This is a genomic window from Hyphomicrobium sp. (assembly GCF_036780825.1).
Taxonomy (GTDB): Bacteria; Pseudomonadota; Alphaproteobacteria; order Rhizobiales; family Hyphomicrobiaceae; genus Hyphomicrobium_C.
Map to the genome: position 1 here is coordinate 56,089 of NZ_DAIQCD010000011.1, position 12,726 is coordinate 68,814.

At 61.7% G+C, this 12,726-nt stretch carries 10 protein-coding genes; 2 read left to right on the forward strand and 8 right to left on the reverse strand.

Features of this window, described 5'->3' with window-relative positions; translation table 11 throughout:
- Positions 1-2: 2 nt before the first annotated feature.
- The 6 genes from V7P99_RS07070 to mnmE all read right to left on the reverse strand — a co-directional run bounded on the left by V7P99_RS07070 (position 3) and on the right by mnmE (position 7,181).
- On the reverse strand, positions 3-332 hold the full coding sequence (locus tag V7P99_RS07070; RefSeq protein WP_333794094.1) for a phosphoribosyl-ATP diphosphatase: 330 nt from the start codon (positions 330-332) through the stop codon (positions 3-5).
- A gap of 170 nt (positions 333-502) precedes the next feature.
- Positions 503-1,399 (reverse strand): ParB/RepB/Spo0J family partition protein, encoded by an 897-nt coding sequence (locus V7P99_RS07075; RefSeq protein WP_333794095.1) that lies wholly within the window; start codon positions 1,397-1,399, stop codon positions 503-505.
- A gap of 33 nt (positions 1,400-1,432) precedes the next feature.
- The gene (locus tag V7P99_RS07080; RefSeq protein WP_333794096.1) at positions 1,433-2,257 is read right to left on the reverse strand and encodes a ParA family protein; all 825 of its coding nucleotides are present in this window, start codon (positions 2,255-2,257) and stop codon (positions 1,433-1,435) included.
- Positions 2,258-2,261: 4 nt separating this feature from the next.
- Complete coding sequence (locus V7P99_RS07085; protein WP_333794097.1) at positions 2,262-3,071, reverse strand: 16S rRNA (guanine(527)-N(7))-methyltransferase RsmG; 810 nt, start codon at positions 3,069-3,071, stop codon at positions 2,262-2,264.
- Positions 3,068-4,939, reverse strand: coding sequence for a tRNA uridine-5-carboxymethylaminomethyl(34) synthesis enzyme MnmG (gene mnmG / locus V7P99_RS07090; RefSeq protein ID WP_333794098.1), 1,872 nt, complete (start codon positions 4,937-4,939; stop codon positions 3,068-3,070). Before mnmG ends, V7P99_RS07085 begins: the two co-directional genes overlap by 4 nt.
- 892 nt (positions 4,940-5,831) lie before the next feature.
- Complete coding sequence (gene mnmE / locus V7P99_RS07095; protein ID WP_333794099.1) at positions 5,832-7,181, reverse strand: tRNA uridine-5-carboxymethylaminomethyl(34) synthesis GTPase MnmE; 1,350 nt, start codon at positions 7,179-7,181, stop codon at positions 5,832-5,834.
- 86 nt (positions 7,182-7,267) lie between these two features.
- On the opposite strand from mnmE, the gene V7P99_RS07100 reads away from it, so the two are divergent.
- Together V7P99_RS07100 and V7P99_RS07105 are read left to right on the forward strand one after the other, a co-directional pair.
- Positions 7,268-9,298 (forward strand): thioredoxin domain-containing protein, encoded by a 2,031-nt coding sequence (locus tag V7P99_RS07100; RefSeq protein WP_333794100.1) that lies wholly within the window; start codon positions 7,268-7,270, stop codon positions 9,296-9,298.
- A 239-nt stretch (positions 9,299-9,537) separates the two neighbouring features.
- Entirely contained in the window at positions 9,538-10,473 is a 936-nt protein-coding gene (locus V7P99_RS07105) for a sterol desaturase family protein (protein ID WP_333794101.1), read from the forward strand.
- Between the two features lie 111 nt (positions 10,474-10,584).
- Here V7P99_RS07105 and rho read toward each other — a convergent pair whose 3' ends face one another.
- A complete protein-coding gene (gene rho, locus V7P99_RS07110) occupies positions 10,585-11,850 on the reverse strand; it encodes a transcription termination factor Rho (RefSeq protein ID WP_333794102.1) in 1,266 nt (421 codons plus the stop codon).
- A gap of 227 nt (positions 11,851-12,077) precedes the next feature.
- The gene (gene hemJ, locus V7P99_RS07115; protein ID WP_333794103.1) at positions 12,078-12,605 is read right to left on the reverse strand and encodes a protoporphyrinogen oxidase HemJ; all 528 of its coding nucleotides are present in this window, start codon (positions 12,603-12,605) and stop codon (positions 12,078-12,080) included.
- Between the last annotated feature and the right edge of the window lie 121 nt (positions 12,606-12,726).

Below are 12,726 nucleotides of genomic sequence, written 5' to 3' on the forward strand. Positions count from 1 at the left end.
TTTCAGCCCTCTCCACCACTTCGGGCTGCCTTTTCCGCCAGTCCCGATTGCCCTGAGCGTTTGTCCAGAACAGCCAGCACGTCGTCGAGCGCGATGTTTCGCGCTTCGAGCAGGACCAGCAGATGATAGAGTAGATCGGCAGCTTCCGCACGCAGCGCATCGTCGCTCTGGCACGCCCCTGCAATTGCGACCTCGACCGCCTCTTCCCCCAGCTTTTTGGCGCAGCGCTCAGCTCCCGCATCGAGGAGCTGGCGCGTATAAGACTTATCCGCCGCCTCCGCCCGGCGCGCCCGGATCGTTTGCGCCAACCGGGAAAGAACGTTGTTATTCATAGACTTAGCCTTCGTTACTTAAAGCGCATGAAGCCAGGGTCATAGCAAGACCAGGGACAGGTTCGAGCGATAGCAAACCCGGCGCGACAAAAGCTTAAAGCTCTACCCTCAAAAGAGCTTAACGGGCCGCGGCGCGGCGCCCGCATCGGGTCTACGCTAAGCCCACGCTGTCAGCCTCCGGACACGCCCGTGAGGCGCATGCGGATGTAGTCAAGCTGATCGAAGTTGCCGTATTTGATGATCAGGTTTCCGCTTTCCCCGGAACCGCGCTTGACCTCGACCTTGAGCCCGAGCGTGTCTGCCAGTTCCTTTTCGAACGCCTTGGTATCGGCATCCTTCTCGCGCGCCTTGCGCCCGCCGCCCGTCGGGCCCGGCACACCGATCGGCCCGGCCTGCGTCAGCGCTTCGGCCGCGCGGACATTGAGGTTCTGCTCGATAATCTGCTGCGCCAACGCTTCCGCGTCCTCGCGTCCCACGAGTGTGCGCGCATGGCCCGCCGTAAGCTTGCCCTCCTGCACATAAACCTGGAGGGACGCCGGCAGCTTGAGCAGCCGCAGCGTATTGGCGACATGACTCCGGCTTTTGCCGATGATCTCGGAGACCTGCTCCTGGCTGTAGTCGAAACGCTCGACCAGTTCTCGGTAGCCGTTCGCCTCCTCGATGGCATTGAGATCGGCCCGCTGCACGTTCTCGATGATCGCGAGCTCCAGCACCTCCCGGTCCGAAAGCTCACGCACGATGACCGGAACCGTATGCAGGCCGGCCTTCTGCGACGCGCGCCAGCGCCGTTCGCCGGCTACAATTTCAAACGCGTGGGCCTCTTCCGGATGCGGGCGAACGACGATTGGCTGGACGAGCCCCTTAGTGCGGATGCTTTCGGCCAGCTCAGCGAGATCCTGGTCGGCAAAATCCTTGCGCGGGTTGAAGCGTCCGCTCCGAAGCTGGGCCACGGGCAGCATCCGCTGCTCGCCCTCGGTCGCCACTCTCGGTTGGCTGGCGTGCGGCGCATCCCCCATCAGCGAAGCCAAACCCCGGCCCAGCCGGCTCTTGGGTAGCGCAGAGTTCATGGACCTGACCCGTTATTCCCTGAGTTGTAGCTGTTACGCAGCCTTCGTTTGACGCTCTCGCTCGATGATTTCCGTGGCCAACCGGATGTAGGCCTGGCTGCCCGCGCAATCGTAATCGTAAAGCAGAATCGGCTTCCCATGGGACGGCGCCTCGGCCACGCGCGTGTTCCGCGGAATGACCGATTCGTAGACCTTCGAGCCGAAGAAGCCGCGCACCTCCTGCGCGACCTCGCGGGAAAGCGTCGTGCGCGCATCATGCATGGTGAGCACGACGCCCTGGATCTCGAGACTTGGATTGAGCGTGGCGCGGATCTGCTCGATGGTGTCCTTGAGCTGCGAGATACCTTCGAGCGCGAAAAACTCGCATTGCACCGGCACCAGCACGGCGTCCGCCGCGGCAAGCGCGTTGAGCGTCAGGATGTTGAGCGACGGCGGGCAGTCGATCAGCACATAGCGGAAGCTTTGGTCGGCGGGTCTCGTCTCCGCTTGCGCGGCCAACACCGCAACCGCATCCCGGAGCTTGTAGGCCCGGCTCGCATCGCCCGAAAGATCGGCCTCGAGTCCCACGAGGTCGGAATTCGCCGGCACGACGCATAAGCCCGGGATGGCCGTCTGCACGGCCGCTTCTGCGAGGCTCACGGCCCCCACCAGAGCGTCGTACATCGTTCGGTCCCGAGCCTCGGGCGGCACGCCCAACCCCGTCGAGGCGTTGCCTTGCGGATCGAGGTCGATGACAAGCACGCGCTCGCCGATCGCGGCCAGCGCGGTGCCGAGATTGATCGCCGTCGTCGTTTTGCCGACGCCGCCCTTCTGGTTGGCGATCGCCAGAGTCCTGAGCTTGGATCCTGGGCCTGTCACTGGGCTAACCCTCCGGCCTCGCGGCCAAATTCCGAACGATCACGACACGCGCGCTAGCTTCGGTCAAGCTTGGCGCCAGCGCACAAGTGAAATCGAATCGCTTCTTCGCCTCCTCTACTTCTACCTCCGCTTCACGGCCCTTTGGAAACAGGGCCACGGTGCGGGGAGAAAAAAACGGCAAAGCGAGCCCCAGAAGCTTAGGCAGCGGCGCCAGGGCGCGCGCCGTGATCACATCTCTTATCAGAGAGTTAGCCTGAGTCGCGGCCCTTTCGCTCCGCTCGGCCCGAATCTCCACAACAACCCCGGTCTTTCGGGCCACCTCCGCAAGAAACGCCGCTTTCCGCGAATCGCTTTCGACGAGGGTCATACGCGCGCCCGGGTCGCGCTCGGCCAGCATGATCGCCAGCACGAGACCGGGAAAGCCGCCGCCGGAACCGAGGTCGAGCCAGATCTTTCCCGGTCCAATCTCTTGCGCCTGGCTCTGTTGCGCCCCGCTCGGCCCGGCGGCGCCGGAAAGATTGGCTCCAGCCGGATTCTGCGAACACCCTAGCCCCGCATTCGAGCCAGCTTTCTCTCTAGTACCCGGAAGTAAAGCTTCGAGCGGCGCGAGACCCAGCCCCAGGAGCTGAGCCGAATCCGCAAAGTGCCGATGCCATATCTGGTCCAATGTGCCCGGCGAAACCAGATTGATGACCTTTTGCCACTTTTTGAGCAGCGCCTCGTAAGTCCTCAGCCGCTCGAGAGTTTCACGTGAAACGGCAAAGGCGTCCTGAAAAGCCTCAGGGGTATCGATTGGGCGGGAAAGGGCTGTCACGACGCTCGCTTTCGCGCCGGTTTTTTAACTGCCGAGAGGAGGAGCATTAAGGCCGCGGGCGTCATGCCCTCGATGCGGCCCGCCTGAGCCACCGACACAGGCCGGTGCTGCTCCAATTTCTGGCGCAGCTCCGATTTAAGTCCCGGAAGGCTTGAATAATCGAAAGTTAGCGGAATTTCAGCGCCTTCATCCCGGCGCAGCGCCGCGACGTCGATCTCCTGCCGCTTGACGTAGGCATCGTACCGAGCGTCATTTTCTACTTGCGCTGCGATCGCGTCGTCAAAAGATTTGAGTTCAGGCCAAATCTGAGCCAAATGCCCGAACGTTACGCTTGTATATGACAGAATTTCGAATGCAGTTCGCCGCCGCCCATCCTTGTTAAGTTCGATTCCGTTTCGTTCTGCTTCTTTCGGTGTGAGCGTTTTCTGAGAAAGTACATTAGCAAGTTTAGATAACGCGTTGTTTTTATTAGAATACGCAAAAGAACGAATCGTGCCCACACAGCCAAATTTCTCGCCGATCGGCGTTAAGCGCTGATCCGCGTTATCGGCGCGGAGTCGGAGCCGGAATTCGGCGCGGGACGTGAACATTCGATAGGGTTCCGTCACGCCGCGCGTCACCAGATCGTCGATCATCACGCCCAGATAAGCGTCCGCGCGGGAAACAATGAACGACTCCTGCCCCCCCGAGGCTGCCAACGCAGCATTAACCCCGGCGGCCAGGCCTTGCGCGCCGGCTTCTTCGTATCCCGTCGTCCCGTTGATCTGGCCCGCAAGAAACAGACGCTTGAGCCGCTTTGTCTCGAGGGTTGGCAGAAGCTCGCGCGGATCCACGTAATCGTATTCCACCGCGTAGCCAGGACGCTTTAAGATAACATTCTCAAGCCCTTGAATCGTCTTGAGAAAATACTCCTGAATATCAGCCGGAAGAGAGCTCGATACACCGTTTGGATAAACCGTATCGTCGCTCAGCCCTTCGGGCTCGAGAAACACCTGATGCGCCTCCCGGTCCGTGAAGCGCATCACTTTATCTTCGATGGCCGGGCAATAGCGCGGGCCGCGCGAGGCGATCTGGCCTGAATACATGGGCGCGCGGCGGATGTTTGCGCGAATGATCTCATGCGTTGCCGCATTGGTCGCCGTGATCGCGCACGAAACCTGCGGGTTCGTAATCTTTTCGGTGAGGAACGAAAACGGCACCGGCTCCGCATCCGCTTCCTGCTGCGGAAGGCGATCCCAATCGATGGAGCTGCGCGCGAGCCGTGCCGGCGTTCCCGTCTTCAAGCGGCCCATCCTGAGGCCGAGCCCATAGAGCCGCTCCGACAGCTTGAGAACTGGTGCGTCCCCAACGCGACCTGCCGGATGAGTCTGCTCGCCTATATGTATGAGACCATTGAGGAAAGTACCGGTGGTCAACACCACGGCCCCGGCCCGAATCATCGCGCCACTTTGCGTGATCACGCCTCCGACCACGCCGTCTTCGACGACGAGATCCTCAACCGATCCTTCGATCACCGTAAGACCGGCCGTGTCGCGCACCGCCTGCTGCATTGCCTCGCGATAAAGCTTTCGATCCGCCTGCGCGCGCGGGCCCTGGACCGCCGGTCCACGCGATCGGTTGAGCAGGCGAAACTGGATGCCGGCAGCATCTGCGACGCGGCCCATAAGGCCGTCGAGCGCATCGATCTCGCGCACGAGGTGACCCTTGCCGAGACCGCCGATCGCAGGATTGCAGGACATTTCACCGATGGTCTCGAACCGGTGCGTCACGAGCGCCGTGGACGCACCCATACGCGCCGCAGCCGCGGCTGCTTCCACACCCGCATGTCCGCCGCCCACGACGATCACATCGAAGATCTGCCCGGCCATCCGCCGCTCACCCAAGCTGATTTTGATCGGAGAAATACAGGACCGCCGCCGTCCGGTCAAAGCGCGGCCGAGCACTCCAACGCCTCTCGGTCATCGTTCGTCCGCTTCTGCGCCCGCGGCGCCGCGATCATGGATTCACGTGAAACGTCTGATGCCGTTTCCGGTTTCTCTCGGGCCAAGCCAAAGATCGCAACGAGCAGAAATGCACGAGCAAAAACCAAAAGACCCGCCTGGATCTCCGCACAAAAGCGGCACCAGAAGGTAATATATTTTAGCCGCGAGAGTGCGACTAGACATCGAGAAAAATCACATCGCACGGCTCGGAAGGAACTCGCGCATTCAATTCCAAAAAGGCAAAAGCCTTAGCGCCGCGATCACCGCACCTCGTTTCTTCAAATGAAGATCGACGGCAGTGCACGCCTCTGCTGCATCCCAAGTCGAGCGCGGAACCCCCTGCCGTGATTCACGTGAAACATCGCCCAACATCGCTACATCACGCCGCCCTGTCGCATGAGAAAGGATTCACGTGAAACAGCACATGCCGTTTTCGCACCCCCTGCGCGCCGAACCTGCATCACTCAAAGGGATCCAACAACCCCAGCGGCAGCCAAGATACCGCATGCATCTGAGAATGCCGCCGAAACATGGGAGCACGTCATGGCGGAACCATGCAGTGCCCGGTGCCGGCCAACACGCGCGACCGAACGCAACCCCAAACCGCTTTCAAACTTCCCCTTAAACCAGCTCAGCTCTAAACAGCGGCACGGTTACTCAGAATTGCATCCTTCAAATCCGAATAGTGTAAGGGAATGGATTCACGTGAAACACGTGATGCCACCTTTTGGAAAAAGGATTCACGTGAAACATCGGATGGTGGAAATTTCCGGCCCAGTCACTTCCCGATGCAAAAGCGGCCGAAGATGTGATCGAGCACATCCTCCACATCCACACGCCCCGTAATGCGCCCGAGCGCATCGGCCGCGAGCCGGAGGTCTTCCGCCCTGAGCTCCACATCGCGCTGTGAGCTCTTGAGAAAGGTCTCGAGACCGTCGCGGCAGGCCTCCACCAGCCGCCGGTGACGGACCTGCGTGAGCACCGTCTCTCCCGGGTGACCGATCCGCTCGCCAGCGATCACCGTCAGCCGCTTGATGAGGTCATCGAGACCCGCTCCGGTTTTCACAGAAAGCGGAACCATGTCATCCGGCAGCGTGGGCGCCCCGTTGCCGTTCGACAGAAGATCGATCTTATTGAGCACGAGCAGCGTCCGATCCGCCACCGCGGTGAGCGCCGCCGGCAGCATGGTCTGCGGTGCATTCGCGTCGGTGAGCCAGAGGACGAGATCCGCCGCTTCCGCGACGGCCTGGCTGCGCCGCATTCCTTCGCGCTCGATCACGCCTTCGGTTTCGCGGAAACCCGCCGTATCGGAAACGATCACCGGCAGCCCGCCAAGATCGAGGCGCACCTCGATCACGTCGCGCGTCGTCCCGGCCTCCTCGGAGACGATGGCCACGTTCCGCCGTGCGAGCGCGTTGAGCAGGCTCGACTTGCCCGCGTTTGGAGGTCCGGTCAGCGCCACGCGAAATCCTTCACGCAGGATCTCGCCCCGATGACCGTCTGCGAGATGATGGTTCACCGCCTGCGCCAGCACCTTCACGATGGCGGTCGCATCGGCGAACGTCTTCGCTCCAATGTCGCCTTCGTCCGCAAAATCTATTCCGGCTTCGATCAGGCCAAGGGCCTCGATCAACTGCTCGCGCCAACCATCATAGAGATCGGAGAGCGTGCCCGAGGCCTGCGCCAGCGCCTGCCGCCGCTGGGCTTCCGTCTCGGCATCGATAAGATCCGCCAGCCCCTCGACCTCCGCCAGATCGATCTTTCCCGCCTCGAAGGCGCGCCGCGCGAACTCGCCAGGCTCCGCCATGCGCAGCCCTGGCAAGAGAGAGAGCGCCGAGATCACCGCATGCACCACCGCACGCCCGCCATGAAGGTGAAGCTCCGCCACGTCCTCGCCGGTGAAGCTCTTCGGCGCGGGGAACCACAGCACGATGCCATAATCGAGCTTCTCTCCGCTTTCTGGGTGGCGGATGAAACGGCCCTCGGCACGGCGCGGCTTCGGACGGGGTGCGGCCATAAACTCAATCGCGCGCCCTGCGCCTTCTCCCGAAATCCGCACGACGGCAATGCCGGCACGCCCGGGCGCGCTCGCAAGCGCGAATATCGTAGACTTGTGATCGTGCGGCATGACGCGCCTTTAATCGGGAACACCTTCGGACGCGTTGCGGGTTATCAAAGACACGCACGCGATGGAAATATCAGCAGGACAGTAGCATGAGCCACAACCGCCTTGGCGACGAGACAAGCCCCTATCTGCTCCAGCATCGGACCAACCCGGTGCACTGGTGGTCCTGGGGTCCGGAAGCGCTCGCCGAAGCGAAACGGACCGGCAAGCCGATCCTTTTGTCCATCGGCTATTCCGCCTGCCACTGGTGCCATGTCATGGCGCACGAGAGTTTCGAGGACGAGGTGACGGCACGGGTGATGAACGATCGCTTCGTAAACATCAAGGTGGACCGCGAGGAGCGACCCGATATCGACGCCATCTACATGGGCGCGCTCCATCGGCTCGGTCAGCAAGGTGGATGGCCGCTCACCATGTTCCTTGACAGCGACGCGCACCCCTTTTGGGGCGGCACCTATTTTCCAAAAACCGCCGCCTATGGCCGCCCATCGTTCGTCGAGGTGCTGGAGCGCATTTCAAATATCTATAGGCACGAGCCCGACAAGGTCGCCGGCAACGCCAAGGCGCTGATGGCATCTCTCGCCCAGGAACCCGAGGGCGCCGGTGGCCCGCGCCTGACCGACCAGATCTTGCGCGAGGTGACGACGCGCCTCGCCCGGGCCGTCGATCCCGTGCACGGCGGTATCACTGGCGCACCGAAATTTCCGCAGTGGAGCTTCTTCTGGCTGCTCTGGCGCGGCGCCATTCGCTATCGGAATGACGCTGCGAAGGCGGCGGTGGTGAAGACGCTCGAGCGGGTGACCATGGGCGGCATCTACGATCACCTCGGTGGAGGCTTCGCCCGCTACTCGGTAGATGAGCTGTGGCTCGTCCCTCACTTCGAGAAGATGCTCTACGACAACGCGCTTCTGATCGACCTCATGACAGAGGTCTGGCGCGAGACCCAGAGCCCGCTTCTCGCCCAGCGGATCGCCGAGACGGTCGACTGGATGGAGCGGGAGATGACGGCCGCGGGCGGCGGCTTCGCATCCGCTCTCGATGCCGATTCCGAGGGCGAGGAGGGAAAGTTCTATCTCTGGACCGCCGAAGAAATCGACGAGGTCCTTGGCGCCACCGATGCGGCGATGTTCAAGGAGGCTTACGGCGTCACGCCGGAGGGGAACTTCGAGGGCCGCTCGATCCTGAACCGCCTGCATACCGACGGCCTCGCCGCCCCGGAGGAGGACACAGGGCTCGCGGGGCTCCGCGCCAAGCTGCTCGAGGCCCGCGCCCGGCGGATCCGCCCCGGATGGGATGACAAGGTTCTGGCGGATTGGAACGGTCTTGCAATAGGTGCGCTTGCCCGTGCAGGTGTGGTGTTCGATCGGTCTCACTGGGTGACGATGGCGCGCAGAGCCTTCACCTTCGTCACCGAAAAGATGACGGTATCGGGCCGCCTCCTTCACTCCGTCCGCAATGGTAGCGGACGCTCTCCCGCCACCGCCGGCGATTACGCCAACATGATCTGGGCGGCGCTGCGCCTTCACCAGGCCACCGGGGAAAGCGGCGATCTCGCCCAGGCGATCCGCTGGCTCGACGTCCTCGACAGGCACTACTGGTCGGCCACGACGGGCGGCTATTTCACCAGCGCGGATGATACGGACGACGTCATCGTGCGCCTGAAGTCCGCATCGGACGATGCGACCCCCAGCGCCAATGCGATGATGGTGAGCAATCTCGTCGCACTTGGAACACTCACCGGCGAGACGCGTTACCTTGCTCGGGCTGAAGCAATCCTCGAGGCATTCTCGGCGGACATATCCCAGCGCCTCGGTGCATACACGGGCTTGCTCGCCGCCGCCCTCGATCTCTTGTCGCCACAACTCGTCGTCCTGATCGAAAGCACGACGGAGGGGGACGAGGCTCTCAGCAAGGCGCTGAAACATCTGTCGATGCCGGGCGCCATCGAGCTCAGAGTAAAGGATATGGTGGGAGAGACCGGTCCACCAGCGGTGCGAAACAAAAAGGCGGAGGACGGACAGTCAGCCGCCTACGTTTGCGTCGGCACGCAGTGCTCGCTTCCTGTCGCCACCTCAAGCGCCCTGAGACAGCTTGTGCTCGACCAACGATCGGTTGCTTAGAGTGCTTCCGGAAAAGTAGGAACCGTTTTTCCGACAAGAAGCACGAAGAAACAAAAACTTAGAGCCGTTCCCCCGTTTCCGCTTAAATCGGAGCGGCTCTAGGATCAAGGTTTCTGCCATGAGCGATAATAAAAAACGGCGTGAATAAGGCGTTTAGCATAGCTAGACTAACAGCGAGCATACCATGCGCATATAAGCGTATGAAACATCCACGATTTAAGACGAGACGAGGTGTGTTCATGACGCCGGCCCTGATACGCAACATTGTTCGCTACTTCTATTTTCCGTTCATGTTCCTCGGACTGAACGGCGCCGCGTATTATGTCGTCGTGAACGGCCACTCCTATGCGTGGATCGGATTGCTGCTCGTGATCGCAATCGGCACGGCTTTCGCCGCCGAGCGGGTTCTTCCGTGGTATGAGGAGTGGAACCACTCGCATGGGGACGAGCATACGAATGTCGTGCATGCAATCGTCTATGAGTTGCAGAACCTCAACGGCATTCTGACCATTCCGCTCATGGGCTGGCTGTTTTCCGGCGGCCTCAACGCGGGCATTTGGCCGCGCGATTGGCCGATCTGGGCGCAGCTTCTCCTCGCCATCGTACTCGCCGATTTCGCGCTCATGTATCTTCATTACCTGAGCCACCGCTTCGCGTTCCTCTGGCGCCTGCACGCGGTGCATCATGGCGCGTCGCGCCTGTACGGGTTCAACGGTCTCGTACGCCATCCGCTGCACCAGATCATCGACATGGTTCTCGGAACGGCCCCGCTCGCCATCGCCGGCATGCCGGTGGAAGTTGCCCTCCTCCTGGGCTTTGCCATTTCCGTGCAGCTCATCATCCAGCACTCGAACGTGGCCTATGCCTTGGGGCCTTTCCGCAATCATCTGTCGATCGGCCAGATCCACCACCTGCACCATGTCAATTGGGGCAAGGAGGGCGACTGCAACTTCGGCCTGTTCCTAACGCTGTGGGATCGCCTGCTCGGCACATTCCATCCCGAGCCGCCGCGCCCCATTACAGCCGCCGATATGGGCATCGACGAGGTCCCCCAATTCCCCAAGGGCTACGTCGAGCAGCTCGTGTTCCCTATTCTCTACAAGCCCGGCCAAGGGCAGCCTAAGCCGCTGACCGCCGCTGCCAAGGCTCGCGCCATCCACGACGCGGCAGAGTAGACACAACCTAAAACGCCACGTGGCCCAGCGCGAAGTGACATCCCACCGACAAGAAAGGCCGCCTCGAAGGGCGGCCTTTTTCGTTCTGCAAACGCCAGACGCAACCGGGCGTCAGGTGTTCATCGATTGGAAGAACTCGCCGTTGGTCTTGGTCGAACGCAGCTTGTCGATGAGGAACTCGATGGCGTCCATCGTGCCCATCGGGTTGAGAATGCGCCGGAGCACATACACCTTCTTGAGCTGATCCTTCGGCACCAGGAGGTCTTCCTTGCGCGTGCCGGAGCGGGCCACGTCGATCGCCGGGAAGACGCGCTTATCGGAAACCTTGCGGTCGAGGATGATCTCGGAGTTACCGGTGCCCTTGAACTCTTCGAAGATGACCTCGTCCATGCGGCTTCCGGTATCGACCAGCGCGGTGGCGATGATCGTCAGCGAGCCGCCTTCCTCGATGTTGCGCGCCGCACCGAAGAACCGCTTCGGCCGCTGGAGAGCGTTCGAGTCGACGCCACCCGTCAGCACCTTGCCGGATGAGGGCACGACGGTGTTATAGGCGCGGCCGAGGCGCGTGATGCTGTCGAGCAGGATCACCACGTCACGCTTATGCTCGACGAGGCGCTTCGCCTTCTCGATCACCATTTCCGAGACCTGCACGTGCCGCGAGGCCGGCTCGTCGAACGTGGACGAGATCACCTCGCCCTTCACGGAGCGCTGCATGTCGGTGACTTCCTCCGGCCGCTCGTCGATGAGCAGCACAATGAGGTAGCACTCGGGATGGTTGGAGGTGATCGAGTGGGCGATGTTCTGCAAGAGCACCGTTTTACCGGTGCGCGGAGGTGCCACGATCAGCGCGCGCTGGCCTTTGCCGAGCGGGGCGACGATATCGATGACGCGCGCCGAGAGATCCTTGATGGTCGGATCCTCGATCTCCATCTTGAGCCACGACGTCGGATAAAGCGGCGTCAAGTTGTCAAAGTGGATCTTGTGCTTGACCTTCTCAGGGTCCTCGAAATTGATCCGATTGACCTTGAGCAGCGCGAAATAGCGCTCCCCTTCCTTGGGACTTCGGATCTGTCCTTCGACAGTATCGCCGGTGCGCAAAGCAAAGCGGCGGATCTGGGAGGGCGAGATGTAGATGTCATCCGGCCCCGGCAGATAGTTGGCATCAGGCGAGCGCAGGAAGCCGAACCCGTCCTGAAGGACTTCGACGACACCGACTCCGGTGATCTCGATGTCTTTCGCGGCGAGTTGTTTGAGAGTGGCGAACATCAGCTCCTGCTTGCGCATGGTGCTGGCGTTTTCGACACCGTTTTCCTCGGCAAAGCTTAGGAGCTCGGTTGGGGACTTTAGCTTAAGGTCCTCGAGCTTCATTTCGGTCATGGAACCGCTCCATGGCGGCAACGGCAAGCAAGGCGGGATGAGAAAATGCCGGGCCGGGTGGGGGATATGTGGGTGTGTGGCTGAGAGCAGCTTGGCTGAAGCGGCGATGCGCCTGCCAGCCAAGACCCCGGTCGGAGAGACCGGGGGTCGATAGGTCTCGGCCTTTTATAGCAAAGGAATCGAATCAGCGAAAGCGTCTCCAGCGTCTTCGACGAAACGCGATCCCCTTAAAACGGTTTCACGATGACGAGAACGACAATGCCGACCATGAGCACGGCGGGCACTTCGTTCCAGATCCGCCACTGCCGGGCCTCCACCGTATTGCGATCCTCGCTGAAGCGGCGCGCGGCCATGGAAAAGTAACCGTGCACGCCGGAGAGCCCAAGCACCAGGGTCAGTTTGGCATGCAGCCAGCCCGATGCGAAATACCCGCCCTGCCAAGCGAGCCACAGGCCCAGCACCCAGGTGATGATCATGGCCGGATTGATGATGATCCGGAGTAGGCGCTGCTCCATCACCTTGAAGGTCTCGCTCATCTGGGACCCCGGCGCCGCCTCGCAATGATAGATGAAAAGTCGCGGCAGATAGAGCATGCCCGCCATCCATGAGATGACCGCGATGACGTGCACCGCCTTGAGCCAGAGATAGGCGGCAGGCCCCGCCAGCACAGCGACGGCGAGGCTCAACGCCACCGTTACCGCCAGCGCGATCGCCGCCCGCTTCGCCGGCGATCCTTCGGCGCGGGCCTCAGCCATGAGCCGAGCCCTCCCGCGCCGGTGCCTTTCCTTCCACAGCGCGGGGGACGGGAGGGAAGAATTCCAGGACACCGAGAGAAAGATCTCTCAGTCCTGCCCTCTTCCCGCCAAAGCAGCCGGA